The sequence below is a fragment of the Labedella endophytica genome, from assembly GCF_003990045.1.
GTDB lineage: Bacteria > Actinomycetota > Actinomycetes > Actinomycetales > Microbacteriaceae > Labedella > Labedella endophytica.
In genome coordinates this window covers 146877-173363 of record NZ_RZGZ01000004.1, presented here as the reverse complement: position 1 = coordinate 173363, position 26487 = coordinate 146877, and the positions used below count along the sequence as shown (strand labels likewise).

The following is a 26487-nucleotide window of genomic DNA, read 5'->3' as shown; positions in this document are numbered from 1 at the left end:
CGGGAATGCGTTCGGGAGAGGGTCGTCCTCGAGGGGGCCGAGTATCAGCGTGACGGCGGCGATCGTTCACGACGTCGTTTCGGGGGCGTTCTCCTGCGTTCGCGACCGCTTTCTCCGCTCCACGAGCCAGACCATGACCACGACGGCGACGTTCATCACCATGAGGATGAGGAGCCCGGGGCCGGGGCCGGCACCCACGGATCGGTCGAGTGATGTCGACTCGCCTCCCGTGAACAAGGGGTTCACGATGCCCACGAGCACGTTGTTCGCGACGTGGAAGGCCATCGCGGCTTCCAGCCCGCCGCTGATCAGACCTATGGCGGCCGTGCACGCTGAGAAGACGAACAGGTAGGCGAGCAGCCACGGGTCCAGCGTCACATGGATCAGCGCGAAGAGCACGCCCGAAAGGAGGATGCCGAACGCGACAGCGACGCGGGTGTTACGGAACCAGGAACCGGCTGCGGGGATCAGCGCTCCGCGGAATGCGATCTCTTCGCCGGCGGACTGCAGGGGAGTGGCGACGAGGTTGACGAGGATGATGGCAATCGTCGTCCCTCCGACGGCGAATGACCCCCATCCCAGCGAGTCCGGTGCGATCAGCAGGGTCGCGACGATGCTCAGACCGACGAGGACGGCAGAGCCGAGCAGGTAGGTGCCGATACGGCGCCAGTCGAACCTGCGGGTGTGGCTGAATACCGCTCGCCACGACACCTTCGCCATGGCGGCGACCAGCATGGTCATGAGTACGGCGGTGATGGCGGTGCTGATGCCCGATGCGGCGATCGTGAGCGGGGTGAGCGCGGGTTTGTTCGGATCGGCGGGACCCTCGATCGCGATCGGTATCTGGAAGACGATGATCTGCGCGAGGAAAAGCGTCACCGGGATGGCGATGAGAACGATGAGCGACTTCCAGCGAGCCATCCGGAAGTGGACGCCGAAGGGGCGGTCCGGAAGGGTACCGGGGAGCGCCGAGTCCAGGGATCGAGTTTCGGTTGTCATGCCATAACCTCACACCCTGTGGCTAGCACATAGTCAAATGCACGCACTGGCCGGTCACCGAGGGCGCCCGTGCGCCTTCCCGAAGGGCGACGACGGACTCAGTCGTCGTCGAGCGTGCGGTAGAGGACCACCTCGCCGCGCGCGCGCTCGGCACCCTCGAGCATCCTCGCGATGTCGGCGTAGCCGTAGAGCGCTGCGAGCTCGCGCGGCGTGACACCGGCGTGCGTCCGGAGGTGAAGCGCAGCACCGGCCTCGACGAGCGCGCGCGCCGCATCGCGATGGCCGTGCCAGACCGCATCGTGAAGCGCGGTGAGCCCGTTGTACGCACCTTGCGCGTCGATCTCGAGCGCCGCCGCCGACGGCGATCCCGTCAGGATACGGATCACTCCGTCATGCCCGCCGTACGCCGCCTCGTGCGCGGGGGTAGCCCCCATGAGCCCGTTGATCGTGCGCACGTCGGCACCCGCGTCGAGGAGGAGCCGCACGATGCGCTCGTGGCCGTCGCGCGCCGCGAGCCCGAGGGGTGTGTAGTCGTCGTCGGGACTGCCGGCGAGCGGGAGACGCTCGTCGGGGTCGGCGCCGCGCGACAGGAGCCGCCTCACCTCCTCCGTCGCCCCGGCGAGGACCGCCGCGGAGAGTTCGCGAGCGCGGAGCCGATCGGTGATGCGCCGCTCGGCCGACCGGATGAGTCCGGCGATGTCCGAGAGCCCGTCACCGTCGGCGAGGTCGAGCGCCGTCTGCTGGAAGTGGTTCAGCGGGGTGAGCCGCGCTCCGCGCTCGATGAGGACCATGACGGCGGCGACGCTCTTATGCTGCACGGCGTCCATGAGCGGTGTGTGTCCCAGCACGGGAGACTGCTGGTCGATGAAGGCGCCGTGATCGAGGAGTTGCGCGACGATCTCGCCGTCGCCCGACTGGGCGGCTTTGTGGAGCGCTGTCGCCCCCATACTCGGCTCGACGGCGAGGACGTTCGCGCCGGCGGCGAGGAGCGCCGCGACGCTCTCGCGCTGGCCGAGGCCCGCCGCAACCATGAGTGGAGTGAAACCGTCAGGGCCGGCATGGTGCACGTCCGCTCTCTCACGGATCGCTCGAACGGCGCCGCGGGTGTCCCCGGCCCGGATCGCCCGGAGCAGCGTCACCACCATCGCTCCTCGGACCAGTCGAGATGCTCGAGGAACCCGAGGATCGCCTCATTCAGTCGACTCGGGGCTTCCTGATGGATCCAATGCCCCACTCCCTCGAGTCGGATCTGGTCGACGAGGCCCGGTTGCGCGTGACGCAGTTCGGAGAGCGTCGGCGTCTCGGGATGGAAGAAGCGGCTCAGGCCGTCGTCGGCACCCCAGATGTAGAGGGACGGCTGGGTGATGACGACGTTTCGGAACGCGGCGGTGAGATCGAAGCTCGCCTGGACCGCCCGATAGTGGTTGAGGCCGCCGCGAAAGCCGCTTCGCCCGATCGCGCCGACCAGGCGATCGAGGTACTCGGGATCGATCCAGGCGGGCGCCGGATCGGGGGCGGGGCGCAGCATCGACCGGCGCGCATCGATGGGGTCCCACCCCTCCCCGGGGTCCGGGCTCGCCGAGAGCCAGTAGAGGATGCTCGCGACGGTGTCGGCCGTCGGCGGGAAGTCCGAATCGGCGTCGTCCCGGAGCATGTCGAGTGCGTAGTACCGGTCGCCGAGACCCTCGGCGCGCAACGCGTCCCAGTGGCTCATCTCACCACGTGGAGCGAAGGGGATGCTCATACTGACGATGGCGCGAACCCGGTCGGGCCGCATCACGGCGGCGCGCTGCGCGTGATCGGCTCCCCAGTCGTGACCGACAATGACCGCCGCCTCGATGTCGAGCGTGTCGAGGACCGCGATCAGATCACCCACCGTGTGGAGCGAGGTGTAAAGGGCGGGATCGACCGGGGCGGAACTCGCTCCGTGCCCCCGCATGTCGAGGGCGACGGCACGGTAGCCCGCGCGCGCAACGGCCAGCATCTGCGACCTCCACGTGTCCGCGGTCTCCGGGAACCCGTGGCAGAAGAGCACGGCGGGCCCGCTCCCCTGTTCGATCACGCGAAGCGTGACGTCCCCGTTCGCGACGACCCTCTCGGTGAGGGGGAACGCGTCCGTCCCGACGCTGCTCGATGTCATCCTCGTCCTCCTGTGCTCGACGATCAGGGTGCGCAGGCGATCCCACACCGTGTGCCGGGGACAGGGTCAAGTCCCTCTCAGCCGCGCGAGGATGCGCCCGGCCAGTCCGACGTCCTTTCCGGGACCGGCCGGGGCCGTCGCGCTTGACCCTGTGGCGGGAACCGGGTGTGGGATCGGAGCGACAACGCGGCAGGAGCGAATACCGATGACATCGAAGCGAACCGAGAACGGCACGACCACGCGTCGCGCCGTCGTCACGGGCGGGACCGGAGGACTCGGATTTCACGTGGCCCGCCGCCTGCACGAACATGGCTTCGACGTGACCTCCTCCGCCATCACGACCGCGACGATCGACGGCGCGCCGAGGTACGACGACGTCGATGAGGCCGGCGAGTACGCCGGTATGGCAGTGATGGGCCGTGCCAAACTCGCGCATCTGGCGTACAACCAGGACCTGGCACGCGAGCTCGGACCGTCCGGGATCACGGTGCTCGCCGTCGACCCCTCGTTCCACGGCCGATCAGGACTGCTCCTTGGGCCCGACGGCACGCCGTCTCGCGACCTGCTGCACGTCCTGACGCCCGAAATCGCCGCGTCGGTGCGATCGTTGACGAAGCGCGTGCTGGCGAGCACCGCCTGAGAAGGGGAGTCGCGATGCATCCGTTCATGGACAAGGTCATGCCCGAGGCCTGGCAGGCCGCTGTCGCCTTCGCGACGGCCGTCGCCGCGGAGGCCGAGCGTCACGGGCTCACGGCGCAGGAGTCCGAGCTGATCAAACTCCGCGCCTCGCAGTTGGACGGGTGTGCGTTCTGCCTCGACCTGCACTCCCGCAAGGCGCGGGACGCCGGCGTCAGCCAGCAGAAGCTCGATCTGTTGCCGGCGTGGCGGGAGACCGACCTGTTCGACGACCGGGAACAGGCGGTGCTGGCCGTCGCGGAAGCGGCGACCGCGCTCCCTCTTTCAGAGGAGTCGGCCGCCGATCTCTTCGGCGCGCGGACCGTTCTGGGCGATGAGACGTTCGTCGCCGCCGAATGGATTGCCGCCACGATCAACGCCTTCAACCGGATCTCGATCCTCAGCGGACATCCGGTGCGCCCCCGCGGCACGTGACCCTCGTGCACGTGGGCGCGATCGTCGGGACGCTCCTGGCGCGCGGGACTCGCCCGAGGTATCGAGTGATTTGACCCTGTCGCGACGACACGGTGTGCGGTGGGTGCGGCTCTCTCGCCACACTCCCGAAAGGACGTCATCGATGAACCTCAACGGTGCGACAGCACTCGTGACCGGAACCAGTCGCGGGTTGGGACGCAGTCTGGCCCTCGAACTCGTACGACGGGGAGCGACGGTCTACGCGACGGCCAGACAGCCCGACGACGTGGACGTCCCCGGCTCCACCGTCCTTCGGCTCGACATCACCGACAAGCGGTCGGTCGCCGAGGCGGCCGCCGTGGCGACGGACGTCGACCTCCTGGTCAACAACGCGGCGCTGACGGCGATCGCCAATCTCGTCGATGGCGACCTGGACGTGATCCGGAAGCTCATGGACTCGCACTTCTTCGGCACCCTCGCCATGGTCCGAGCCTTCGCCCCCGTTCTCGCTCGGAACGGCGGCGGGGCCATCCTCAACGTGCTGTCGTCGACGGCATGGACGTCGGTCCACGGCAATTCCGCCCTCGCCGCCGCGAAGTCGGCCGAGTGGGGACTGACGAACGGCGTGCGCGTCGAACTCGCCCCTCAGGGCACCCACGTCGCCGCGTTCCTACCGACCCTCGTCGGGTCGGACACGCTCACCGACGCGCTGCGGAGCGCCGGCCTCGTCCTTCCCGACGACGTCATGACGGACCCCGCGGAGCTCGCGGCACTGGCGCTCGACGGGCTCGAAGCGGACGAACTGGAGATCGTCGATCCCCTGGGCGCCGAGGCGAAGGCCTCCCTGTCCGGTCCGCCGCGGGCACTCGATCTCGCATCGCTCGCCCGGTCCTGATCGTGGTGGTTCCTCGCCGCACTTGACCCTGTCCTCACCACAGGGTGTGAGATCGGAGTGACGACTCGCCTGCACGAGGGCCTTCCCGTGCCCGCGAGCGTCACGAAGGAGAGCCGGCATGACCTCGATCGCGGACGAGTCGCGCCGAGCGGGTGAATCGGATCCCGGAACGGCTGGAACGCGCGTCGGACTGAAGAGGATGCGACCGCGCGACCCGGCTGAGCCGCATCGCTCGGCGACTCCCCTCGAGCTGTTCTTCGATCTCGTCTTCGTCGTCTCGATCGCGATCGCGTCGCGGAACCTGCACCACTTCGAATCCGAGGGGCACATCGCCGACGGCGTCGGGCCGTATCTCATGGTCTTCTTCGCCATCTGGTGGGCCTGGATGAACTTCACCTGGTTCGCGACGTCGTTCGACACCGACGACTGGCTCTATCGCCTGGCGACGATCCTGCAGATGGGCGGGGCCCTCCTCGTCGCGGCGGGCGCGGAAGCGGCGATGATCGATGGCGAGTTCGGTCTCACGATCGTCGGCTACGTCGTGATGCGACTCGTGATGGTGGGGCAGTGGTTCCGCGCCGCCGCCGGTTCGCCCTCCCATCGGCGGGCGGCGCTCCGCTATGCCGGGGGCATCGCGAGCGTGCAGGTGTTGTGGGTCGTCTGGTGGCTCACCGTTCCCGACGGGGCCCGGGTACCGGGTCTCATCGTGCTCGTGGCGGCCGAACTCGCCGTCCCCGTCTGGGCGGAGCGCGCCACCGCGACCCCCTCGCATCCTCATCACATCACCGAGCGCTACGGACTCTTCACGATCATCCTGCTGGGTGAGTCGATCCTCGCGTCCGCCAACGCACTCATCGACGCCCTCCACCACAGCGAGGAGATCGGCCCGCTCGTGACCATCGCCGTGACGGGCCTCGCACTCGCGGGGGGCATGTGGTGGGTGTACTTCTCCCGCCCTCAGCATGAACGGCTCGCGACAGGGGGCGGCTCGCTCGCCTTCGCCTACGTGCACTACATCATCTTCGCCGCGGCCGGCGCCTTCTCCGCGGGCATCGAGGTCGCGATCGACCGCGACACCCATCAGACCGACCTGGACGGTGTCGCCGCCGCCGCGACCACGACCGTCCCCGTCGCGCTGTTCGTCCTGGGGATCTGGCTTCTCGCCCTGCGGTCCAGCCTTCCGCGATGGGCGAACATCGCCGTACCGATTCTCGCGGTCGCCATCGGGCTTGCGGCCCTCTCGCCCTACACCCTCGTCGTGGCCGCCGTCGTGATGATCGCGATCGTCGTCATGCTCGAGGCGACTCGGCCGACGGCGCCCCGGTGAGGCGCCCGTCGGCCGGGAGCGATTCAAATCTGATTCGTGCCGCCGTCGACGTAGAGGTTGGCCCCCACGACGTAACTGCTCTCCTCCGACGCGAGGAAGGCGACGACGGCCGCGGCCTCGTCGGGACGCCCCATGCGACCCTTCGGCACCGTCGCGACGACCAGCTCCTCCATGGCTCGAGCGGTCTCCTCGTCGCCGAAGGCGGCGGTGCCACCCGGCGTCTCGATCCACGCCGGCGACACGACGTTCACCCGGATGCCGCGGCCTTTGAGTTCCACGGACCAGGTCCGGGCGAAGGATCGGACCGCGGCCTTCGATGCCGCATAGGCGCCGAACGCGTCCATCCCCCGGTCGGCCGCGGTCGAGCCGATCAGGACGATCGCTGCACCGTCGTTGAGCAGCGGCAGCGCCTTCTGCACGGTGAAGAACGTTCCTCGCACGTTGACCGCGAAGGTCTCGTCGAGGTGTTCCTCGGTGGTCTGCTCGAGGGACATGAACGACCCGGTCGCCGCGTTCGCCACGAGTACGTCGACACCCCGTCCGCGGGCTCGCACGTCGGCGTAGAGCCGATCGAGGTCCGCGAGCGCGGCGACGTCGCCGACGACCGTGGCGGCCCGCTCGGGGCCGATCGTTCGAACCGCCGCCATCAGTTCGGCTTCTCGTCGTCCCGTGATGAAGACGAACGCGCCCTCGTCCGCCAGCCGCCTCGCGGACGCCAGGCCGATCCCGCTGCTGCCGCCCGTGACGACCGCCGTCTTTCCATCCAACCGACCCATCGTGGGTCTCCTCTCTTCCGTGGCCACACCGGCCACAGTCGATAGTGCTCGGCCTTCACCCTGCGATCCATCACGTGGAGACCGCCATTGTTTACCGATCGTCCAGAAAGGACCGCACATGCTCGGATACCGGGACCCCGTCGCCGACGCGATCGGCCTCCTGCGCCCTCGTACGATCGTCGGCCCGAGCCTCCTCGCCACGGGCGACTGGGGGCTGCGATTCGGCAGGTTCACCCATGTGAGGATCGGCGGCCTCGTCCGCGGCTCCTGCTGGCTGATGCTCGACGGGCATGAGCCCGTGCTCCTGCAGGAGGGTGACACCTTCATGCTCGGGAACCCGCCGGCCTACGCCCTCGCCAGCTCACCCGACGTGGAGACCCGCGAAGCCGCGACGGTCTGGGCGACAGCGGAGGACGGCCTCGTGCGGATCGGTCGCGATCCCGGAGACGACGATGTCTACCTCTGCGTGGGACATATCGAATTCGACGACGCGAATGCGGCTCTCCTCACCGACTTCCTACCGCCCCTCCTGGTGGTGCGAGCATCGGATCCGGACGGTTCGCGGCTCGCGCAGCTGATCGACCTTCTGGCCGTCGAGGTGGGCATCGACGCGCCGGGGAGCCCACTCGTCGAGAACCACCTCGCGCAGATCCTCCTCGTGCACCTGCTGCGCGTCCACGCCGCTCGGACCGACCAGCCCTCCGGCTGGCTCGGCGCGCTCGGCGCCGGCGGCATCAGCGAAGCCCTGCGTGCGATCCACGCGGACGTCGCGCACTCGTGGACGCTCCAGGAGCTGGCGGACATCAGTCACCTGTCGCGGTCCGCGTTCGCGGAGTCGTTCCGGCGCCACGTCGGCATTCCTCCGCTCGAGTACGTCACTGGCTGGCGGATGAGCCTCGCCCGCGACGCCCTCGCTCGCGACACCCTGTCCATCGCGGACCTCGCCGTGGCGACCGGCTATCGATCGGAGAGCGCCTTCAGCACGGCATTCCGCCGTGTGGTCGGCCGCTCACCCGCCCGGTTCCGGGGCGACGCACGCCGCACCGTCTGAGATCCTGCCCCGTCCGAGCCGCCCGTCTGTCAGTCGCGCTCCGATGCGCGACGGCGGCGTTCCCGGAGCCAGACCATGACGAGCGCCGCGAGACGGCCGAAGGGTCGGCTCCCGTCGAGAGGAGCGAGGACGGGACCGGGGCGGACAGTGCCGGCCCCGCGCGGGTCGGTCAGGGGCGACGGGTCGTGCTGGTCGCCCCTGAGAGCGTTCACGGGTCTCCTGTGGCCCTCTCGTGGGGTGAGGATCGTCTGGATGAATCGGTTGGCAGGCGGAGGCGTGCGGTGGTTGCCGGCCGCTTTCACGAGCGAACGACGATCGGTCGGGTTCTGCATGACGGTCTTCTTTCTCGAAGCGAGGTCGTGGAGATGAGGGCTGCTGGCGGGCGGCACTAGATGCCGAGCCCGTCGAGCAGCCAGTTGTAGCGGATCCGCAAGGCGCGTTCCGTCGCGCCCGCGGCAGCGAGCAGGCCGAGGGTCACGTTGAGCCAGATCGGAAGGTGGACGGGGGATTCGTAGCGCCCGACGGCCTCGAGGATGGGCGGGATCTGCAGGATCGGCTCGAGGAGCTGGAGCACGTTGAGGACGGCGCCCACGAGGAGGACCACGACGGAGACGAGTCCGACCCTGCTGCTCGCGACGGGGTGAGTCCGCGCGAAGTCCATCCGTCGACCGACGGGCGACCTCGGGTCGGGCACGAGCAGGGACTCCCCGGTCGCGGTCACGTAGTGCACCCGCTTGAGTCCCGCGGCGCCCTCGGCCACCTCGATCACACCGCCCTCGACCGGGATCCTCGCGGGGAGTCGTGATCTGGCGACCTGCCGCGACTCGAGGTAGAGGTGGGCCACCTTGTCGTCCTCGCCGTTCCGCACGTCGAGCGCGTAGTGGTTGCGTCCGCCGCCCGGGCGATCGACGTCGAGGTAGAACAGGTGGCGTCCCGTGAACAGCTGCCACCACCGGAAGCGCCCGAGGGCACGTCCGTCGCCGGGTTTCACGCGGCGCGGGAACCGGATGCGGGACACGTGCTCTCCTCTCGTGAGCGACCAACACGGTGCTCGGGTAACGGAGACAGACACTCTCAGAGCGTGCTCGTACGGTGTATTGCTGAGAACCATCCGATGAGGTCGACGCGTCAGCCGCCCGTCACGAACGCCGAGACGCGCTCGATCGGCGAGTACTCGCCGAGCAGCTCACGGACCCGCGGGACGACCTCGCGCCCGTAGAGTTCGATCGAACGCGCGCCGTGCTCCCACGGCAGAGGAGCGAGCGCGTACTTCAGGTCGAAGCGGCTCAGATTGAGGGTGCGCACGCACTCCGCGATCTTCGTCGCGACGGTTTCGGGCGAGCCGATCATGAGCGCCCCCGTCTCGATCTCGTTGCGATACGACTCGGGCGTCGGTGCGCGGGAACCGCGCTCCCCGGCGGCCCGCGTCATCGTCGTCCTCCACGCCGGCCAGAACACCTCCGCCGCCTCGGCATCGGTCTCGGCCACGTGTCCGATCGCGTGCTGGCCGACGGGCAGTTGCGGATGACCGAACTGAGCGAGCGCCCGATAGAACAAGTCGACATGGCCCGCGAATCGCGAGGGACTCCCGCCGATGATCGCGATCATGAGCGGGAGGTTGTAGCGTGCCGCACGGACGACCGAGTCCGGGCTGCCGCCGACGCCGACCCACGTCGGGAGCGAGCCTCCCTCGACACGCGGATACAGGGTCTGGGCACCGAGTGCCGCGCGGGTGCTGCCGGACCACGTCACGGGCTGTTCGCGCATCAGTCGTACCCAGAGGTCGAGGTTCTCGTCGAACAGGCGCTCGTAGTCCGTCAGGTCGAAACCGAAGAGGGGGAAGGAGTCGATCGTCGACGCACGGCCCACGACGAGCTCCGCCCGACCGTCGGAGATGGCATCGAGCGTCGAGTACTGGTGGAAGACGCGAACGGGGTCCTGCGTCGACAAGACCGTCACGCTCGTCCCGAGGAGTATCCGGGAGGTCCGGCCGGCGATCGCCGCCAGGATCACGGGCGGAGCGGAGTCCAGCATGTCCGACCGGTAGTGCTCGCCGACGCTGAAGAAGTCGAGGCCCACTGCCTCGGCGAGAACACCATGATCGACCGTACGTCGAAGGGTCTCCGCATCGCTCAGCACGCGACCCGACAGATCGGTCATCGCGTCTGCGAACGTGTCGACTCCGAACTGAACCGTGGGTGTGGACATGGCCGCTCCTCTCGTGTCGCCCCCGGATCGGTGACCGGGTCGGTACCGGCAGTGGACACCATGTCGTAGCGACCGAGTCAACACTCGGCATCGCGATCGGCGTCCGCGAACAGGGAGGCAGGGTCCGGAGGCTTCGACCCGCGGACGATCGCGCCGATCTCCGAGCGGGCACGCCCCAGCCGCTCCATCGTCTCCGCGATGTCGGCATCGATCGCGCTCAGCGCCTCCGTCGCCGCACTACCGGGGGCGGTCACCTCCTCGATCCGGTCGAGAGGTACACCCAGGTCGCGAAGGCGTCTGATCCGGATGAGGCGCACGAGGTGTCGGACCTGGTACTGCTTGTAGCCGTTGCTCGTCCGATCCGGCTCGTCGAGGAGCCCGACCCGGTGGTAGTGACGCACGGCGTTGAGCGTCGTGCCGGCGAGCTCGGCGAGCTCTCGCGTACTCCACGGCATCTCGATCGTCCTCCTCGAACGCAACGCCCGGGGAGAGGCCGGTGCGCATCGTGGAACTACTCAAGACCCTGTTCCCACCACGAGGTCAAGTCACGCCGACCGGAACGGACTCAGGCGCGAGATCGTCCCGACATCGGGGGAAGGCCGAGGTGCGTGCGGAGTGCCGTCGTCGTGTCGTCGATCTCGTCGAGCTGTACGTCCGTGAACGCATCGACGAAGATGCCCTTGACCGCCTCGAGGTGGGGGATCATGCTCGCTCGGAACGCGCGAGCGCCCTCGCCCGTGAGGACGACACGCGATCCGCGAGCGTCCTCGTCGTGCCGCTCACGCCGGACGAGTCCGCGCTTCTCCATCCGCCCGAGGTGCCCCGACATCCGGCTGCGCTCCCATTCGATGATGGCGGCGAGTTCGGAGGAGCGGAGCGCCGAGCCGTCCGCTTCACTGAGGGCGAGCAGCACCTTGTAGTCGCCGTCGGAGAGGTTCGAGTCGGCCTGCAATCTCGCCTGCACGCGCGCTCGAAGGATCTCGGCCGTCTGAATGTAGGCGCGCCACACGGCAAACTGCTCGCTCGTGGGGAGCGCGTCACGACGGGATGCGGCCACCGTTCCTCCTGTTGTTGACACGTGAATTACTTCTGACATGATTTACATGTCAATTACACACCCTTCGCTCGTCGGCCCCGTCAGCGGCCGATGCATGGCGAGACCAGAACTGCACGGAGAGGTGGATCACGATGATCGGCGCCGCGGAGATCGAGTTCGGCACCATCGGAATCCTCGGCGCAGGGAAGGCCGGAACCGCCATCGCGCGGCTCGCACTCGCCGCGGGGCACCCCGTGCTGATCGCGGGATCGGGCGACCCTCGACGGATCGCCCTGTCCACCGACGTGCTCACGCCCGGCGCCGAGGCGGTGCGCCCCACAGAGGCCGCCGAACAGGCGGATCTCGTGGTCCTCGCGATTCCTCTCAGCAAGTACTGGTCGCTCCCGGCGAGCCGACTGGTCGGGAAGCTCGTCGTCGACGCCATGAACCACTGGCATGAGGTCGACGGCGACCGAGACACCGTGCTCGAATCGGGTATCACCTCGAGCGAGGCCGTCCAGCAGTTCCTCCTCGGGGCCCGCGTGGTCAAGGCGCTCAACCACATGGGCTACCACGACCTCGAGAACGAGGCACGCGCCCGCGGAGCGGCCGGGCGGAAGGCTATCGCGATTGCGGGCGACGCGCGCGCGGACATCGCCGTCGTGTCGCGGTTCGTCGACGGACTGGGTTTCGATCCATTGACCATCGGCCCTCTGTCCGTCGGTGCTCGCCTGGAACCCGGCTCCCCCGCCTTCGGAGCGAATGAGGGCATCGATGAGCTGAGGCGTCTCACTCGCCTCGGTGATCCAGCGTCCGCCGCGACCCTGACCGACTGGAACGTAGCGTGACCGGGCCGGTGACCCTGTTTCCTCCCCTCCCGTGCTCCCCGGGCTTCGGCCTGGAGTAGGGGCTCTACTGCGGCAGGTGGTCGCGGAGTTGGCGCCTCGACGTGATCCCGAGCTTCGGGAAGATGTTCCTCAAGTGGGCCTCGATGGTCCGAGTGCTGAGGAACAGCTGGGCGCCGACCTCCCTCGACGTCGCTCCAGCCGCCACGAGGCGGGCGATCTGGAGCTCGTGCTCCGTGAGAGCGCCGGACGACGGGGCCGATCGGGCTCGCGGCTGCTCTCCGGTGGCACGGAGCTCGCGCGCGGCGCGCGCTGCGAAGGCGACCGCGCCGCTGTCCGCCAACGTGTCGTGGGCGATGCGGAGCTGTTTTCGAGCGTCCAGGCGACGCCCCTCCCGGCGCAGCCATTCGCCGTACACGAGGTGGGCGCGGGCCAGATGGAGGACCATGCGGCCACGGCTCAGCCGGTCGATCGCTTCCCGGTACAGGGCGTCGGCCTCCGCTCCGTGAGCGAGGAGGGCGCCGGACCCGGCGGCGAGACCGAGGCCCCACTCGGTCCCGCTCGCCTCGGCGCGCTCTCGGAGCGCTGCGAGCGCCGACATCGCGAGCGCCGACTGATCCGAGCGCGTCGCGCCCTCGATGAATTCGGGGAGCGCGAGACTCGTATTGGACAGCTCGTCGGACAGACATGCCCGCGCTGCCGCGTCCGCCGCAGCCCCATACTCGCCGAGCCCGTTGCGCAGCACCGCATTCGCGTAGTGCGCGAGGGAGAGTTCGGCACCGACGACCGTACCGGCGCCGTCCCCGGCCTCACCCAGGCGAAGTTCGTCGATCGCCTCCCCATCCCCCTGCCACGCGGCGACGAAGATCCGACCGTATCGGAGCGGCACCGCGCCCGTCGCGCGGGTGATGGCGGCGCTCGCGTCCGCCAACTCCGCCGCTCGGGCGAGGTCGCCGCGGAGGACCGTCACGGCGGAGAGGCCCACGAGGGCGGCGGGCAGGATCGAGAGCGAACCGGTGTCACGTGCGATCCGTACGTTGCGGGAGGCGACGTCGAACATCGACTCCTCGTCGAATACGCCTGCAGCCACCCCACTGGGGAGCCAGAGCCAGCGGCGACCCTCGTTCGACGCCGGTGCCGTCGGGGCCTCAACGCTCGCACCGGCGTCGAGGGGGGACGGTGGCCTTTCCTCCCGGAGCGCGGCGAGTGCGCGGCGGAGGATCGGAACGGCCTCGCCGAAGCCGGTCGTGAAGGCCGTGACCAGTCCGTCGAGGAGCAGATCGGCGGCGCTCGGTGGACCGACCAGCGCGGGCGCGGCCCGAGCGGCCCGAGCGACCTCCATCACCCCGGTGCCCACGACCAGCGCGGCATCGAGGGCGCTCAAGTAGGTCTCGCGGGCTTGCCGAGCCCCGAGCACGGTGAAAGTCTCGGCGACCTCCAGCAGCATCCTCGGGGCATCCGGGTCATTGGTCAGGTGCAGTCCGATCCGAGCGCGGAGCAGGTCGCGCCGCGCGCGCTGCAGAGTGTCGAGCGGTCCGACCGACGCCTCGGACAGCAGTTCCAGGGCCACCTCGGACGCTCCCGCGTCGTGCTTCGCATAGGCGGCGGCGAGGGCACGCTCCGCCCTTCGCGCGGCGTCCGGGGTGAGTTCCATCGATCGCTCGAGGAACGCCGCCGCGGCCGCGAGTCCGCCGCGCGCTCGCGTCCGCCCGGCGGAACGCTCGAGTTCGGATGCGACCGCTTCGTCCGTGCCCAGGACGGCCTGCGCGCGGTGCCAGGCGCGTCGATCGGCGTGCGCGATCGGATCGGTCGCGTCAGCGAGCACCCCATGCGCTCGGCGCCGGTCGCCCGGGGTGGCGGCACGGTACACGGCCGATCGGACGAGCGGATGCCGGAAACGTACGCGCGAACCGACGTCGAGCAGCCCCGACGCCTCTGCCGGTTCCACCGCCTCGGGAGCCACCCCGAACAACGCCGCGGCGCGCTGCAGCAGCGCGACGTCCCCCGTCGGATCCGCCGCCGCGAGCAGAAGCATCGACTGCGTCTCCCGCGGCAGGTCGCCCGACCGGCGGCGGAAGCCCTCCTCGACGCGCCGCGGGACGAGTTGCGTGTTGGGGAGCCCGAATCCGCCGGCGAGCGCCGCGCTCGACGGCAGTTCGAGGAGGGCCAGCGGATTGCCGCGGGCCTCGGCGAGGATGCGGTCGCGGACGTCTCCGTCCATCGGGGCCTGGACGGAGGCGCCGAGCAAGGTCCGCGCGTCCGTCTCGCCGAGGCCCGTCAGCCGCAACTCGGGAACGAGCCCGACGAAGGGATCGTCCGGCGCGAGGTCGGAGCCGTCCTCGCTCCGGATCGCGAAGACGATCAGCACCCCCTCGGCCTCCAGCCGTCGGGCGACGAAGGCCAGGACGTCGGCGGACGCCTGATCCAGCCACTGCGCGTCGTCGACGAGCGTGATGAGCGGCTGTCCCGCGGCGGCCTCCGCCAGCAGACCGAGGACGGCGAGTCCCACGAGGAACCGGTCGGGCGGTGCACCGGCGCGCAGTCCGAAGGCGACGCCGAGTGCGACCTGCTGCACGTCCGGCAGCTCCGGCAGGCCGCCGAGGCGATCGGCGCACAGCCGTTGGAGCCCGGCGAAGGCGAACTGGGTCTCCGCCTCGATCCCCGCACACTCGATCGCCTGGAACCCTCCCGCGATCGCCTCGTCACGGGCCTGCTCGAGGAGGGCGGTCTTCCCGATGCCCGCCTCGCCGCGCACGACGAGGACCCCGCTGCGTCCGCGACGTGCGTCGGACAACAGGCGCGCGACCACCTCGCGTTCATCGCGTCGGCCAAGGAACCCTGTCAGTGACACTCCTGCCCATGGGAGGAGCGGAAGGAATGCCGCTCCGAGGCGATTGTCACGCATCCCGCCGACCACCGCCACTTCGGTGCCCGCCGACCCGGTGCTGGGGAGATAGGTGGAACATACCGACGCGAGCCGCACGCCCCTGTCCGACCCTGGTATCCAGGCCACACCCGGAGGAACACGATGCCCTGGAGCACGAGCGAGATCGCCGATCTGGCGAACGTGACGGTCAACACCGTCCGGTACTATCATTCGGTCGGCCTGCTCGACCTGCCCGAGCGCGACACGAACGGCTACAAGCGCTACACGGCCCGGCACCTCGTGTGCCTCGTGCGGATCCGACGGCTGACGGAACTCGGCGTGCCGCTCGCGAGCATCGAGCAGGTGGGGTCGTCCGGCCCCGAGGCGCAGGAGGAGCTCCGCGCGGTCGACGCCGTCCTCGCGGCGGACCTCGCGAAGCTCCGCCGGTCGCGGGAGGACATCGCGGCCATCCTGCACGACCAGGCGCCCATCGATACGCCGCGGGGATTCGAGTCCGTCGCCGCGCGGTTGTCTCCGGCGGATCGTGCGGTGCTGCACGTCGTCACGCGGCTCGCCGACGATGATGAGGCGGTGGCGAGCCTGCGAGACACGATCTCGCGCGGGTCGATCATTGCCGCCGAGGAGTTCGCCGCGCTGCGTGCCGACGCGAGTGAGCGGAGCCGCGAGCGCGTCGCCGAGCGGTTCGCCGCCGAGTCCAGTCGCTGGCGATCCATCGATGACCTCGCGTCCCTCGCCTCCGGGCGGCGACCCAGGAGAAGCCCGACAGAGACGCGCCGGATCATCGCCGACACGTTCCTCGAGGTTTACAACCCGGCCCAACGCGACGTCGTCGAGCGCGTGACGGCCCGCAGCGACGAGCTGATCCCGTCGCTCCGTGAGGCCACGAGCGCCTCCTGAGGCCGAGCCCGGGTATCACGCGACGGGGTCGCCGTCACCTTGACACTGTTCCTGCCACATCGTGTCCACTTGCAGAGCCCGCCCATCGGGCAGCTTCACGACGACCCCCGACACCGCCGAAGAATGGACCCCCGTGATTGAAGCCCACTCTCTGACCAAGCGATACGGATCGAAGACGGCCGTCGACGGCATCGACTTCTCAGTAGCCGCCGGACGGGTGACGGGTTTTCTCGGCCCGAACGGCGCAGGCAAGTCGACCACCATGCGGATGATCGTCGGGCTCGATCGTCCGACATCGGGAACGGTCACGATCAACGGGGTGTCGTACGCCACGTTCCGCGCGCCCCTGCACGAGGTCGGCGTGCTCCTCGATGCGAAGGCCGTGCACCCCGGGCGGAGCGCCCGCAACCATCTGAGGGCCCTGGCGGCGACGCACCGGATCCGACCGGCTCGCGTCGATGAGGTCATCGGGCTCACCGGCCTCGATTCCGTCGCCGACAAACGAGTGAACGGTTTTTCACTCGGTATGGGGCAGCGCCTCGGACTCGCGGCGGCGCTGCTGGGCGACCCAGCGACGCTGATACTCGACGAGCCGGTCAATGGACTCGACCCCGAGGGCGTCATGTGGGTTCGTCAGCTCGCTCGCGGGCTTGCTGCGGAGGGCCGCACCGTATTTCTCTCTTCACACCTGATGAGCGAGATGGCGCAGACTGCCGAACACCTGATCGTCCTCGGACGAGGGCGGGTACTCGCCGACGCGCCGGTGAGCGAGATCCTCGCGAAGGCCTCCGATGACTCGGTGCTCGTACGAGCGAGCGACGCAGACCGGCTCAACGCTCTTCTCGTCGACCACGGCGGGGTCGTCGCACACGTCGAAACCGGCCAGCTGTCGGTCCGAGGCATAGCTGCGCCGCGGATCGCCGAGCTCGCCGCCGCCGCCGAGAGCCTCGTCATCCACGAACTCACCCCGGTCTCGAAGTCGCTCGAAGAGGCCTACATGCAATTGACCCGTGACGAGGTCGAGTACCCGGCCTCTCAGACCCGTTCGGAGAAGCGATGAGCACGGCAACGTCCCTCTCGACGACCAATCGAAACGATCTCAGTCACCTGGGGATCATCCAATCCGAATGGATCAAACTGCGCAGCCTCCGCTCGACCTGGTGGACGTTTGCCATCCTGTTCGTGATCACCGTCGGGGTGGGCATCCAGATGTCCTCCTCGACGAGCTTCGCGTGGCTCGACGGCGGGCTCTCTCAGACCGGTATGCAGGCCGCCGGCGTGAATGCCGTGATCATCGGCACCGATATCAATGTGCTCGTCGTGAGCGTGCTGGGTGTACTCGTGATTGCCAGCGAATACAGCACGGGGATGATTCGGTCCACTTTTACGACCGTTCCGCAACGCGTTCCCGCCCTCCTCGCAAAGTCCCTGGTACTCGCCATCGGCACCTTCCTGGTTGTCGCGCTGGCTGTGGCGATCACGATCCCGATCTCTATCGGCCTGCTTGCCGGTAACGGCATAGATGTCCGCCTCGACGACCCGCATTATTGGCGCGCGATGATCGGGAGCATCTGCTATCTCGTGCTGATCGGGCTCATGGCTTTTGGAATCGGGGCGATCCTCCGCAGTATCGCCGGTGGCATTGCCGTGGCACTGGGTCTCGTGTTCGTCGCGCCGCTCGCGCTCGGCCTGGTGGGTGGTAGTTCGGCACCGCAGATCTGGTTGCAGAACTTCGTGGCGCTGTTGCCCTTCAACCTCGGCCGCGCCCTTACCGCCCATCCGGGGTACGCCGACTTCGCCTCGCCGGGTGTGCCATTGCAGCGGCCGGAGGGGCTCTGGGTGCTCGAACCCTGGCAGGGAGCACTCGGGCTCGTGATGTGGGTGGTGGTGGTGTTCACCGCGGCGATAGTGCTGCTGAAGCGTCGCGATGCGTGAGACACGAGCGAGCCCACGAGATGGATCCCGAGGCGCCGGCCGAATCGGACAAGGTGCACGGAAGACGATCGACCGCCCTTGACCATGTGGTGGCCACACGGTGTTCGATGAGGTGAAATCCAGTTCGAAACGCACGCGGCGCTGACCGCAGGAACGGAAACACAGAGTGGTGGACAGATCATGGAGCGACGAGCAGGGGCTACGTCAGTCCTCGAGTGGACGCAGATGGAGTCGCGCCGTCGCCAGGAGGCCTAACCGTGGGTGACGAGCAGAACATAACGGTCGAGGAAAACCACGACGCGGAGCGATTCGAGGTGTTCATCGATGAGGATGAGGCGGGGTTAGCGGTCTACGAGCAGCGCGGCAACGTGCGCAGATTCACGCACACTGTCATCTTCCCGCAGTTCGGACACCGCGGCCTGGGGGGCCTGCTCGCACGAACTGCACTGGGTGATGCTCGAGCTCGGGGATACGAGGTCGTCCCGCTCTGTCCGTTCTTCGCCGCGTACATCCGCGAGCACCGAGAGTGGCTCGACATCGTCCAGCCGGCTTTCCGTCGAAAGTTGGAGAAGACGCTGTGACTGAACCGTCTGCTCCTGTGCCCGGTGCCCGCGAGTACCGGGCCCCGGACATCACAGTCGAGTACGACAGTGCTCGGTGCGTCCACTTCGCCGAGTGCACTCGCGGCCTGCCGTCGGTATTCGACGTTTCGCAGAGGCCGTGGATCCAGCCCGGAAACGCGGCGGCGAGCACAGTCGCTGAAGTGGTTGAACGCTGCCCGTCCGGCGCCCTCCACTACGTTCTCCCCGGGCAAGCGGAGGCTCCGACCGTCCCAACGACCATCACTCAGACCGCCATTGGACAGATCATCATCCGGGGCGACCTCCGACTCACTGACGGATCTGGAGCGATGTCCCGTGAGGAGACGCGCATGAGTGCATGCGGATGCGGTGCATCTACGAGACGGCCATTCTGCGACAAGAGTTGCAGCAGCACCGCCTAAGCCTGAAGGGGTGTGCTTCCGACACTCGGTTCCCCTCGCCAGCCGAATGTGCGGTGCGGAGCTGTTGACACAGTCGCAGCCCCATACGAACGGCCAGACTTCGTCCAGAACGAGGAGATCTGAACGACATGAACCATCCTGAATCCGCCATTCGCCTCCGAGACGCGATCGCCACGCGAGACCCCGCCGTTATCGCCGCGTGTTTTTCCGAGGATTACGTCACGATCGCTCCGCAGAACCCATCTCTGTCCTTCACAGGCCGCGACACGGTGCTCCGCAACTGGACGGCGATCATCGCTCGGATGCCCGATATCACTGCAGCGATCCTCCGATCGTCAGTGAACGGTGAGGACATCTGGACGGAATGGGATATGCGGGGGACCGTCAGCGACGGTGGCCCGGACGCCCTGGTCGGCACCGCCATTTGGAGTACCGACGAGGGAGGTCTCATCTCGGAGTCCCGCTTCTACCTCGCACCGGTGAATCGGAACGCGCCGAGAGCCTTCTAGACCGAGACTGCTTCCGTGAGGCGGAGCGGGACGTGGAAGCCGTCGACCGTGCTGTTGACCTTGTGCCCACCACAGGGTCTTCACTAGGACGTGCCGGACGTATCACCGAGGAGAGGGTTCGCCATGACCACGCAACGACAGCGCGTCGCCATCGTCACCGGCGCGGGAAGCGCGCAGGGCATCGGGTTCGCGGCGGCAAGTCTGCTCGGCGCCCAGGGACGTCGTGTGGTCATCACGTCCACGACCGACCGCATCGTCGAGCGGGTCGAGGAACTGCGCGCCGTCGGCATCCGAGCGGAGGGCGTGATCGCCGACCTCACTCATCAGGCCGGCGTCGACGCCGTCGTCGCGACCGCGACGGACGCGTTCGGCGGTGTCGACATCCTCGTCAACAACGCCGGGATGTCGTCCGTCTCCGAGTGGTTCGGGTCCGGCCCCGTCGACGCGTTGTCCCTCGACCATTGGCGCGCCTCCCTCGATCGGAACCTCACCACGATGTTCCTCGTCACCCGCGCGGTCGCCCCTCTCATGCAAGCGGCCGGTTACGGGCGCATCGTCAACGTGTCGTCGGTGTCGGGTCCCGTGGCCGCCTATCCCGGAGACGTCGCCTATCACGCGGCGAAGGCCGGCGTCGTCGGGCTCACCCGAGCGACCGCGATCGACATGGCGGCGGCGGGCATCACGGTGAACGCCGTCGCCCCGGGGTGGATCGACACGTCCTCGGCCTCCGATCGCGAGCGGGCGATGGGCGCGGCGACACCCGTCGGCCGGTCCGGCACCCCGGACGAGGTCGCGCACACCATCGCCTTCCTCGCCGACGACGGCGCCTCGTACATCTCGGGGCAGCTCATCACCGTCGACGGCGCCAACTCCATCAGCGAGGAGCGCGGGCGTTAGAGACACCGCCCACGCGCTTCGGAACACCCACCAACCGTTCGGAGAAACGATGCCCACCTCCCTTCCCACCGTCGTCCTGGTCCACGGCGCGTTCGCCGAGTCGTCCAGTTGGAACGAGGTGATCGAACGCCTGCAGGCCGCTGGCGTGCCCGTGATCGCCGCCGCCAACCCGCTGCGCAGCCTCGACGGCGACGCATCCTCCGTTCGCAGCCTGATCAGCTCCATCGACGGGCCCGTCGTCGCCGTCGGTCACTCCTACGGAGGCGCCGTCATCTCGAACGCCGCGACGGGTCTCGAGAACGTCGGGGCGCTCGTCTTCGTCGCCGCCTTCGCGCCCGAGGTGGGTGAGACGATCGGCGACCTGTCGGGGAAGTTCCCCGGCAGCACTCTCGGCGAGACGCTTCACGCCGTCGAGCTCAGCGATGGAACGACCGACTTCTTCATCCAGCCGGAGCGCTACCGGGCACAGTTCGCAGCCGACGTCGCCGAGGAGCGGGCCCGCCTCGACGCCGCCACCCAACGTCCGCTCAACACCGAAGCGCTCAACGGGCGCGCATCCGAGCCGGCGTGGCGATCGATTCCCTCGTTCTTCGTGTTCTCCTCGGGGGACCGGAACATCCCCGTCGAGGCGCTCCGGTTCATGGCCGAGCGCGCTGCGGCGGTCGAGGCGATCGAGATCCCCGACGCCTCGCACGCACTGCCCGTCTCGCAGCCTGCCGTTGTGGCCGACCTCATCCTCCGCGCGGTCGAGTCCGTCCGGGCGACGACGGACTGACTCGTGGCCGACTCACGGTCGAGCCGTCGTCCGATGAGACGCGCTTCGGGAGTGGGAACGTGACGCTCGCCACTCCGGAGTTCCACCTGGGAGTGGCCGGCGTCGCGTCGACCCTCCTCGGCACGTTCATCGTCGGGGTGTTCTTCTACATCGACTCCGACCAGCACCGCGCCCTCTCCGCGACGGTCGCCGCCGACCGCTACCGGCGGTCGGCGATCCGGTGGGTGTTCGCCGCCTACGGCGTCCCCGTCCTCGTGCCGCTCGCTCTCGCCGGAGCCGGGCCGGTGTGGGGCACCGTAGCGTTCATCCTCTTCGGGGCGGTCCTGCTCGCGGCGACCGTCGATACCGGCCGGAGGATCTCGATGACCGGAGGATCGGGGTCGTCGCCGATCCTCATCGTCAACGAATGGGCGACGACCACAGCGGTCGTCGCCTCGATGGTCCTTCCGTGGCTGGGAGGAGGGTGGCTGCCGTCACCCGAGGACTTCACGCCCTCGCTCCTGCTTCTCGTCGCCGCCGGGTTCTCGAGCACCGCAGCCCTCGTCATGGCTCAATTCGACGAATCGATCGGAACGCCTGGTGCGCCCGATCGGCCGAACCCGTCGAGACCGCACCGGCGATCGGGGGCCCGACCAGGCAGGCTGAACCGCTGAGACTCTCCCGCTGCGGACGACGTTCGCAGCGCATCGTGACGATCGCGGCCGCGGAGCTCCGTGCCGCGGTCTTCGACGTCATCGAGCACATCGGGATCACCGGGGTCGTCGGGGTGCTGCGCAACGGCGATGGACCGACGATCCTGCTGCGCGCCGACATGGACGCGTTGCCTGTGGTCGAGGACACCGGTCTCCACTACGCGAGCACCACATCCGACATCATGCACGCGTGCGGGCACGACGTGCACGTCGCGTGCCTGGTCGGGGCCGTCCGCGAACTCATGGCGACCCGAGCGGACTGGCGGGGGCACCGGACCCGACGATCGATCCCGCCGAATCGTTCCCCGTGACCGTCAACGAGCCGACCGCCACGGAACGCACGATGGCCGCCTTCCGGTCCGTTTTCGGCGACGCGTCAGTCATCGACCCCGGCCCGGTCTCCGGGAGCGAGGATGTCGGCCTGCTCGCCACCGCCGCGAACGCCCCGCTCGTCTACTGGATCCTCGGCGGCGCGGACGCGGAGACCTACCTTGCGGCCGCTGCGGCCGGGACGATCGATCGCGACATCCCGTCGAACCACTCGCCCCACTTCGCTCCCGTGATCCAGCCGACACTCGACCGCGGGGTCGCCGCTCTCGTCGCCGCCTCCCGCGAGTGGCTGCGGCCGTGAGTCAGCCGCGCCGTTCCCCCGACGCCACCACGGTCAGGTCCGCTTCCGCGCCCCGTACATGAGCCGCCGCAGCAGCGTCTCGGCGGGTCCGCGGATGCCGCGGCTTTCCATCACGGCGGCGAGCGCCACGGTGATCGCCCAGACGAGCACGGCGTAGAGGGCGACCGACCAGCTCGAGAGGTGGGCGCCGAGGCCGAGACCCCACGCGGCGAGCACCGGCCCCCAGGCGAGCGACTGGAAGAGGTATCCGCTCATGGAGCGGCGACCGAGCGCGCCGATCCATCGCACGGGCGCGATCGTGATCGCGGATCGCACCGACAGGCGGTGCGCGATGAGCCCGAAGAGCGCCGCGTACCCGATCCCCGCGAACGTTCCCGCGAACAGGTGCACGTTCACGAGGGTCCCGTCGGGCGCGATCTCCACGACGCCGGTGTGCTGCAGCGCGAGGACCACTCCGGTGCCCCAGCCGAGCAGGATGCCCCAGAACGCGAGCCTGCGCAGGAGCGGGAGGTGGCGGCTGGGCTCGTCGAGGATGCGGCGCCGCGACGCGAGGTTTCCCGCGAGGAACGCGGTCGGGAGCGCGAGACCGACGAAGCTGCCGAAGACCACGGCGAACCAGGCGGGGATGCGGGCGAGGGCGGCCAGCAGGTAGTTCGGTTCGGCGATGCTGAGCCGCTGGAGGTCGGAGGCCATCGCCTCCGGCACGAGGCCGAGGCCGTACGAGACGGCATTGAGGGCCGCAACGGCGGCGCCGACCGCGAGCAGGACCACGATCCAGACCACGAGGGTCTTGTCGCTGCGTCGGAAGAACAGCGGCATCAGGACGAGTCCGATGACCCCGTAGGCGCCGATGATGTCGCCCTGCCAGAGCAGGATCCCGTGGACCGCACCGAAGACGATCATCCACAGGTGACGGCGACGCAACAGGCGACGCGCGTCGGCGGGCTCGGCGCCCGAGCGCACCTGTCGCGCGTACATCTGACCGATGCCGTAGGCGAAGAGGAATCCGAACATCGTGTACACCCGGGCGTCCACCACGATGAGCGTGACCGCTTGGGCGATCCGGTCCGCGAGCCCGCCGTCGACGGGGTGCAGACCCACGGCTCCCACGGGCGCCACGTAGAGGAAGTAGGGCACATGGGCCAGCGCGATCAGCAGCAGCATCATGCCGCGCGCGAGGTCGGGGGCGGCGGAGCGCTCGGAGAGCGGCGTCGGTCGTGGGGCGCGCTCGGGCGCCTGACGGTCTGACGCAGGAGGCGTGGCCAGGGGGCCTGTTGTGACGCGCGAGTCGTCGGTCATGTCGTTCCTCTTTCGTGAGATGTGGGGAGGGGGGACAGGGTCATTGCCAGCCCGGGATGAGGAGCGGCCACCCCATCGAGTCGGTGAGGACCAGGAAGGTGACGCGCGTTCTTGATCTCCGCTTCGAGGTCGTGGGCCGCCGCGCGTGCGTTCGACGTCTTCCACCTCACGCTGCGTTCCAGGAACACGGTCAAGTCGGTCAGGCCGACGCAGCACGGAAGCCGCCGATGGCCGGGGTCACAGGGCGCACGCGAGCTCGCCGGCGGGCAGCTCCGCCTCGATCAGTAGGCGGATGTCTGTCATCGGGGTCTCCTGTGTTCGCGAGCGGAAGCGTGTGCATCGGCGTCGAGGCGACGTGCGCGAGTCGATCCAAGACCATGCCGTCGCGTCATGCTCAAGCCGCCCTTGACCCTGTTGCGAGAACAGGGGCTGTACTTCTCCTCAGATGCTCGCGCGGACCCTCGATGGGGCCTGCTTCCCGTCGAGCGAGGACGCCGGATCAGAAGGAGAGACAGACCGTGGACAACCCGTACGAATGGCTGCAGAGCGCGATCGACCAGGTGCCGGAGTTCCTGCAGCCGGTCATCGTCGCCCTCGCGGGAATGGTGCCCTACATCGAGGGAGAGGGCGCGGCGGCCTTCGGCATCCTCGCGGGCCTCCACCCGGTCGTCGCCGCGATCGCGGGGGCCGCCGGCAACATCCTCTGCGTCATCGCCGTGGTCCTCCTCGGTTCGCGCATCCGCGGGGCGATCGTCTCGCGTCGGGCCGGGCGGTCGCGGACCATTGGGGAGCAGCCAGCGAGCACGCACACCCCGCTCGTGGCGGATCGACCCGTCGTCGCCGCTCCGCTCGACGCGTCCGCCGCCGCCGCGACGACCTCGACCACCGCGATGCCCGTCATCACCAACCAGGGCGTCCGTTCCGAGACCGCGGTCGCCCCCAATGGACCCGCCGAGGAGCACGGTGAGAAGCCGAGCCGTGGAGCGAAGGGGCGAGCGAAGCTCCGCCGCTGGATGGTGAAGTTCGGCGTTCCGGGCGCGAGCCTCCTCGCGCCCCTCGCACTGCCGACCATGCTCACCGCAGCCTTCTTCGTGAGCTCGGGCGTGCGCAAGGAGTGGGTCATCCTCTGGCAGGTCGTCGCGATCGTCCTGTGGACGACCCTCATCGCCGTCGCCGCGACGGGTGCGCTCGCCGCCCTCGGCTGGTGACGCACTGTTCGCTACACACCACATGAGGCGTTTGGCGAGGTGCGACCGCGGCGCGTACGGCATGCTGATGCCATGGGTCGGTCGCCGGTGTACGTGGAGACGACCATCCGCGCGCCGATCGAGCGCGTGTGGGAGTTGACGCAGGACCCGATCCTTCACGCGCGATGGGACCTGCGCTTCAGTCGCATCGAACCGCTGCCCGAGCGTCTGGAGTCCGGCGGGTACCGCTTCCGGTACGAGCGGAGTCTCCTTCTGCACACGATCGTCGGCACCGGGACGTCGCTCGGCGAGCGCGAAGCGGCGGACGGCACCCGCACCTCCGCCCTCCGCTTCGACACGGACGACCGCCTCTCCCCGCTCGGCGAGGGGCGCGGATACTGGCGCTACACGCCCGTCGACGGCGGGACGCGCTTCGTGACGGGCTTCGACTACGAACCCGGGTGGGGATCCACGCTCGATCGACTCGTCCTGCGGAAAGCCGTCGGATGGATGACGGCGTGGAGCTTCGACCGATTGCGGATCTGGGCCGAGACCGGCGTGGAACCGGAACGCTGGCCGCCTCTCTCGGCCCTCGTCGTCTGGCGGACGGACCGGCCGCGTGCGTCCCGCTGCATCCGAACCCACCCCACCCGGGGCGACGCGATGCGCGACAGCCCCGAGACACTCTCGCGCCTGGAGGCACCGTGACCGCGACGACGTCCTTGTTCGCCCAGGCGATGGGTGCCGACTTCGAACGCCTGCACCCGATGCTGCAGAAGCGATTCGGGGTCGGACTCGATGCGGGCTACGCGTGTGTGGGGTCCGGCACGATCACGCGCATCCGCCGCGGGCCGTGGTGGACGGTGCCGTTCCTGCAGTTCGGCCGTCTCCGCAACATCCTCGTCGCGGAGGTCGGCGAGAACGTCCCGTTCACCGTCGAGAACTACCCGTACCGCGATCCGTTCGGTCGGGAGACGGTCACCTTCGTCCGCGAATACCGGGCGAGGCCGTCGGGCCGTCCCGCACGATTCGACGCGACGATGATCCTCCACGACGGCCGGATCGTGGACTACCTCGGCACCCACCAGCATCTCGCGGTCGACCTGGACCTGAGCGTCGATCCCGACGGTGCGCTCCGACTCCGATCGGGCGTGCAACGGTTCCACGAGGGGCCGGCCTCGTTCCGCTTTCCCATGATAGCGAGCGGCTACGCGGAACTCGTGGAGTCGTACGACGACGCCGCGGAGTGCTTCCGCATCCGCCTCGAGGTGCGGAATCGTGTGTGCGGTTTCCTCTTCGGCTACGAGGGCACGTTCATGTGCGAGTTCCCGCCGGCCACGGACGCGCCCACGCGCCTCAAACCGCGCCGCCACGAGCGCCGCGCCTGAGCGCGGGGGAGACGCGAGCGG

General features: G+C 69.0%; 31 protein-coding genes. 20 read left to right on the top strand and 11 right to left on the bottom strand.

The features are described from left to right. Positions 1-66 precede the first annotated feature (66 nt). The 3 genes from ELQ94_RS14145 to ELQ94_RS14135 all read right to left on the bottom strand — a co-directional run bounded on the left by ELQ94_RS14145 (position 67) and on the right by ELQ94_RS14135 (position 3139). On the bottom strand, positions 67-999 hold the full coding sequence (locus ELQ94_RS14145; protein WP_127051011.1) for a CPBP family intramembrane glutamic endopeptidase: 933 nt from the start codon (positions 997-999) through the stop codon (positions 67-69). A 98-nt stretch (positions 1000-1097) separates the two neighbouring features. Beyond that, positions 1098-2144: an ankyrin repeat domain-containing protein gene (locus ELQ94_RS14140; protein ID WP_127051010.1), complete on the bottom strand. Its 1047-nt coding sequence runs from the start codon at positions 2142-2144 to the stop codon at positions 1098-1100. Beyond that, on the bottom strand, positions 2135-3139 hold the full coding sequence (locus ELQ94_RS14135; protein WP_127051009.1) for an alpha/beta fold hydrolase: 1005 nt from the start codon (positions 3137-3139) through the stop codon (positions 2135-2137). The genes ELQ94_RS14140 and ELQ94_RS14135 overlap by 10 nt, the downstream gene beginning before the upstream one ends. 205 nt (positions 3140-3344) lie before the next feature. On the opposite strand from ELQ94_RS14135, the gene ELQ94_RS14130 reads away from it, so the two are divergent. From ELQ94_RS14130 to ELQ94_RS14115, 4 genes are all read left to right on the top strand, one after another. Next, a complete protein-coding gene (locus tag ELQ94_RS14130; RefSeq protein ID WP_127051008.1) occupies positions 3345-3779 on the top strand; it encodes a Rossmann-fold NAD(P)-binding domain-containing protein in 435 nt (144 codons plus the stop codon). Positions 3780-3817: 38 nt separating this feature from the next. Next, entirely contained in the window at positions 3818-4249 is a 432-nt protein-coding gene (locus ELQ94_RS14125) for a carboxymuconolactone decarboxylase family protein (protein ID WP_243697043.1), read from the top strand. A 142-nt stretch (positions 4250-4391) separates the two neighbouring features. Next, on the top strand, positions 4392-5123 hold the full coding sequence (locus ELQ94_RS14120) for an SDR family NAD(P)-dependent oxidoreductase (RefSeq protein WP_127051006.1): 732 nt from the start codon (positions 4392-4394) through the stop codon (positions 5121-5123). Between the two features lie 118 nt (positions 5124-5241). After that, positions 5242-6450: a low temperature requirement protein A gene (locus ELQ94_RS14115; RefSeq protein ID WP_127051005.1), complete on the top strand. Its 1209-nt coding sequence runs from the start codon at positions 5242-5244 to the stop codon at positions 6448-6450. 23 nt (positions 6451-6473) lie between these two features. Here the strand turns inward: ELQ94_RS14115 and ELQ94_RS14110 are convergent, their stop codons facing one another. Continuing rightward, positions 6474-7226 (bottom strand): SDR family NAD(P)-dependent oxidoreductase, encoded by a 753-nt coding sequence (locus ELQ94_RS14110; protein ID WP_127051004.1) that lies wholly within the window; start codon positions 7224-7226, stop codon positions 6474-6476. A 118-nt stretch (positions 7227-7344) separates the two neighbouring features. Here ELQ94_RS14110 and ELQ94_RS14105 point away from each other — a divergent pair, with 118 nt between their 5' ends. Further along, the gene (locus ELQ94_RS14105; protein WP_127051003.1) at positions 7345-8277 is read left to right on the top strand and encodes an AraC family transcriptional regulator; all 933 of its coding nucleotides are present in this window, start codon (positions 7345-7347) and stop codon (positions 8275-8277) included. 29 nt (positions 8278-8306) lie between these two features. Here the strand turns inward: ELQ94_RS14105 and ELQ94_RS14100 are convergent, their stop codons facing one another. The 5 genes from ELQ94_RS14100 to ELQ94_RS14080 form a co-directional block, all read right to left on the bottom strand. Next, entirely contained in the window at positions 8307-8609 is a 303-nt protein-coding gene (locus ELQ94_RS14100) for a hypothetical protein (protein ID WP_127051002.1), read from the bottom strand. Positions 8610-8665: 56 nt separating this feature from the next. Then, a complete protein-coding gene (locus tag ELQ94_RS14095; protein ID WP_127051001.1) occupies positions 8666-9295 on the bottom strand; it encodes a hypothetical protein in 630 nt (209 codons plus the stop codon). Positions 9296-9405: 110 nt separating this feature from the next. Beyond that, complete coding sequence (locus tag ELQ94_RS14090; RefSeq protein ID WP_127051000.1) at positions 9406-10485, bottom strand: LLM class flavin-dependent oxidoreductase; 1080 nt, start codon at positions 10483-10485, stop codon at positions 9406-9408. Between the two features lie 77 nt (positions 10486-10562). After that, entirely contained in the window at positions 10563-10940 is a 378-nt protein-coding gene (locus ELQ94_RS14085; protein ID WP_127050999.1) for a helix-turn-helix domain-containing protein, read from the bottom strand. A gap of 110 nt (positions 10941-11050) precedes the next feature. Continuing rightward, entirely contained in the window at positions 11051-11563 is a 513-nt protein-coding gene (locus tag ELQ94_RS14080) for a MarR family winged helix-turn-helix transcriptional regulator (RefSeq protein WP_243697042.1), read from the bottom strand. A gap of 104 nt (positions 11564-11667) precedes the next feature. Between ELQ94_RS14080 and ELQ94_RS14075 the strand changes: the two genes are divergently transcribed. Beyond that, a complete protein-coding gene (locus ELQ94_RS14075) occupies positions 11668-12369 on the top strand; it encodes an NADPH-dependent F420 reductase (protein ID WP_279432499.1) in 702 nt (233 codons plus the stop codon). Between the two features lie 64 nt (positions 12370-12433). Here the strand turns inward: ELQ94_RS14075 and ELQ94_RS14070 are convergent, their stop codons facing one another. Then, positions 12434-15271, bottom strand: a complete 2838-nt coding sequence (locus ELQ94_RS14070; protein WP_127050996.1) for a helix-turn-helix transcriptional regulator — start codon at positions 15269-15271, stop codon at positions 12434-12436. Positions 15272-15394: 123 nt separating this feature from the next. On the opposite strand from ELQ94_RS14070, the gene ELQ94_RS14065 reads away from it, so the two are divergent. From ELQ94_RS14065 to ELQ94_RS17755, 11 genes are all read left to right on the top strand, one after another. Next, entirely contained in the window at positions 15395-16150 is a 756-nt protein-coding gene (locus ELQ94_RS14065) for a MerR family transcriptional regulator (RefSeq protein WP_127050995.1), read from the top strand. A gap of 133 nt (positions 16151-16283) precedes the next feature. Continuing rightward, the gene (locus ELQ94_RS14060) at positions 16284-17210 is read left to right on the top strand and encodes an ABC transporter ATP-binding protein (protein ID WP_127050994.1); all 927 of its coding nucleotides are present in this window, start codon (positions 16284-16286) and stop codon (positions 17208-17210) included. Next, entirely contained in the window at positions 17207-18085 is an 879-nt protein-coding gene (locus ELQ94_RS14055; RefSeq protein ID WP_127050993.1) for an ABC transporter permease subunit, read from the top strand. The genes ELQ94_RS14060 and ELQ94_RS14055 overlap by 4 nt, the downstream gene beginning before the upstream one ends. Before the next feature lie 257 nt (positions 18086-18342). Continuing rightward, the gene (locus tag ELQ94_RS14050) at positions 18343-18666 is read left to right on the top strand and encodes a GNAT family N-acetyltransferase (RefSeq protein WP_127050992.1); all 324 of its coding nucleotides are present in this window, start codon (positions 18343-18345) and stop codon (positions 18664-18666) included. Further along, positions 18612-19088, top strand: coding sequence for a (4Fe-4S)-binding protein (locus ELQ94_RS17765; protein ID WP_424977387.1), 477 nt, complete (start codon positions 18612-18614; stop codon positions 19086-19088). Before ELQ94_RS14050 ends, ELQ94_RS17765 begins: the two co-directional genes overlap by 55 nt. A 128-nt stretch (positions 19089-19216) precedes the next feature. After that, positions 19217-19597, top strand: a complete 381-nt coding sequence (locus tag ELQ94_RS14040; protein WP_127050991.1) for a nuclear transport factor 2 family protein — start codon at positions 19217-19219, stop codon at positions 19595-19597. Between the two features lie 123 nt (positions 19598-19720). Further along, positions 19721-20494, top strand: a complete 774-nt coding sequence (locus tag ELQ94_RS14035) for an SDR family NAD(P)-dependent oxidoreductase (RefSeq protein ID WP_127050990.1) — start codon at positions 19721-19723, stop codon at positions 20492-20494. A 49-nt stretch (positions 20495-20543) separates the two neighbouring features. Next, a complete protein-coding gene (locus ELQ94_RS14030; protein WP_127050989.1) occupies positions 20544-21269 on the top strand; it encodes an alpha/beta fold hydrolase in 726 nt (241 codons plus the stop codon). Positions 21270-21328: 59 nt separating this feature from the next. Continuing rightward, entirely contained in the window at positions 21329-21922 is a 594-nt protein-coding gene (locus ELQ94_RS17620; RefSeq protein ID WP_166404812.1) for a hypothetical protein, read from the top strand. Between the two features lie 35 nt (positions 21923-21957). After that, entirely contained in the window at positions 21958-22272 is a 315-nt protein-coding gene (locus ELQ94_RS17760) for a M20/M25/M40 family metallo-hydrolase (protein ID WP_424977383.1), read from the top strand. After that, complete coding sequence (locus ELQ94_RS17755; protein WP_208007719.1) at positions 22269-22592, top strand: zinc-binding metallopeptidase family protein; 324 nt, start codon at positions 22269-22271, stop codon at positions 22590-22592. The genes ELQ94_RS17760 and ELQ94_RS17755 overlap by 4 nt, the downstream gene beginning before the upstream one ends. 33 nt (positions 22593-22625) lie before the next feature. Here the strand turns inward: ELQ94_RS17755 and ELQ94_RS14020 are convergent, their stop codons facing one another. Beyond that, positions 22626-23891 (bottom strand): DUF418 domain-containing protein, encoded by a 1266-nt coding sequence (locus ELQ94_RS14020; protein WP_208007716.1) that lies wholly within the window; start codon positions 23889-23891, stop codon positions 22626-22628. Positions 23892-24409: 518 nt separating this feature from the next. Here ELQ94_RS14020 and ELQ94_RS14015 point away from each other — a divergent pair. From ELQ94_RS14015 to ELQ94_RS14005, 3 genes are all read left to right on the top strand, one after another. Continuing rightward, on the top strand, positions 24410-25099 hold the full coding sequence (locus ELQ94_RS14015) for a small multidrug efflux protein (RefSeq protein WP_127050988.1): 690 nt from the start codon (positions 24410-24412) through the stop codon (positions 25097-25099). Positions 25100-25171: 72 nt separating this feature from the next. Continuing rightward, positions 25172-25786, top strand: coding sequence for an SRPBCC family protein (locus ELQ94_RS14010; RefSeq protein WP_127050987.1), 615 nt, complete (start codon positions 25172-25174; stop codon positions 25784-25786). Continuing rightward, the gene (locus ELQ94_RS14005; RefSeq protein ID WP_243697040.1) at positions 25783-26466 is read left to right on the top strand and encodes a DUF4166 domain-containing protein; all 684 of its coding nucleotides are present in this window, start codon (positions 25783-25785) and stop codon (positions 26464-26466) included. The genes ELQ94_RS14010 and ELQ94_RS14005 overlap by 4 nt, the downstream gene beginning before the upstream one ends. The last annotated feature ends 21 nt before the right edge of the window (positions 26467-26487 follow it).

What these genes read in the sequence shown, in the direction of transcription:
- ELQ94_RS14145 (WP_127051011.1), bottom strand. Translation starts at nt 999, where the DNA reads ATGACAACCGAAACTCGATCCCTGGACTCGGCGCTCCCCGGTACCCTT.
- ELQ94_RS14140 (WP_127051010.1), bottom strand. Translation starts at nt 2,144, where the DNA reads ATGGTGGTGACGCTGCTCCGGGCGATCCGGGCCGGGGACACCCGCGGC.
- ELQ94_RS14135 (WP_127051009.1), bottom strand. Translation starts at nt 3,139, where the DNA reads ATGACATCGAGCAGCGTCGGGACGGACGCGTTCCCCCTCACCGAGAGG.
- ELQ94_RS14130 (WP_127051008.1), top strand. Translation starts at nt 3,345, where the DNA reads ATGACATCGAAGCGAACCGAGAACGGCACGACCACGCGTCGCGCCGTC.
- ELQ94_RS14125 (WP_243697043.1), top strand. Translation starts at nt 3,818, where the DNA reads ATGCCCGAGGCCTGGCAGGCCGCTGTCGCCTTCGCGACGGCCGTCGCC.
- ELQ94_RS14120 (WP_127051006.1), top strand. Translation starts at nt 4,392, where the DNA reads ATGAACCTCAACGGTGCGACAGCACTCGTGACCGGAACCAGTCGCGGG.
- ELQ94_RS14115 (WP_127051005.1), top strand. Translation starts at nt 5,242, where the DNA reads ATGACCTCGATCGCGGACGAGTCGCGCCGAGCGGGTGAATCGGATCCC.
- ELQ94_RS14110 (WP_127051004.1), bottom strand. Translation starts at nt 7,226, where the DNA reads ATGGGTCGGTTGGATGGAAAGACGGCGGTCGTCACGGGCGGCAGCAGC.
- ELQ94_RS14105 (WP_127051003.1), top strand. Translation starts at nt 7,345, where the DNA reads ATGCTCGGATACCGGGACCCCGTCGCCGACGCGATCGGCCTCCTGCGC.
- ELQ94_RS14100 (WP_127051002.1), bottom strand. Translation starts at nt 8,609, where the DNA reads ATGCAGAACCCGACCGATCGTCGTTCGCTCGTGAAAGCGGCCGGCAAC.
- ELQ94_RS14090 (WP_127051000.1), bottom strand. Translation starts at nt 10,485, where the DNA reads ATGTCCACACCCACGGTTCAGTTCGGAGTCGACACGTTCGCAGACGCG.
- ELQ94_RS14085 (WP_127050999.1), bottom strand. Translation starts at nt 10,940, where the DNA reads ATGCCGTGGAGTACGCGAGAGCTCGCCGAGCTCGCCGGCACGACGCTC.
- ELQ94_RS14070 (WP_127050996.1), bottom strand. Translation starts at nt 15,271, where the DNA reads ATGCGTGACAATCGCCTCGGAGCGGCATTCCTTCCGCTCCTCCCATGG.
- ELQ94_RS14065 (WP_127050995.1), top strand. Translation starts at nt 15,395, where the DNA reads ATGCCCTGGAGCACGAGCGAGATCGCCGATCTGGCGAACGTGACGGTC.
- ELQ94_RS14055 (WP_127050993.1), top strand. Translation starts at nt 17,207, where the DNA reads ATGAGCACGGCAACGTCCCTCTCGACGACCAATCGAAACGATCTCAGT.
- ELQ94_RS14040 (WP_127050991.1), top strand. Translation starts at nt 19,217, where the DNA reads ATGAACCATCCTGAATCCGCCATTCGCCTCCGAGACGCGATCGCCACG.
- ELQ94_RS14035 (WP_127050990.1), top strand. Translation starts at nt 19,721, where the DNA reads ATGACCACGCAACGACAGCGCGTCGCCATCGTCACCGGCGCGGGAAGC.
- ELQ94_RS14030 (WP_127050989.1), top strand. Translation starts at nt 20,544, where the DNA reads ATGCCCACCTCCCTTCCCACCGTCGTCCTGGTCCACGGCGCGTTCGCC.
- ELQ94_RS14020 (WP_208007716.1), bottom strand. Translation starts at nt 23,891, where the DNA reads ATGACCGACGACTCGCGCGTCACAACAGGCCCCCTGGCCACGCCTCCT.
- ELQ94_RS14010 (WP_127050987.1), top strand. Translation starts at nt 25,172, where the DNA reads ATGGGTCGGTCGCCGGTGTACGTGGAGACGACCATCCGCGCGCCGATC.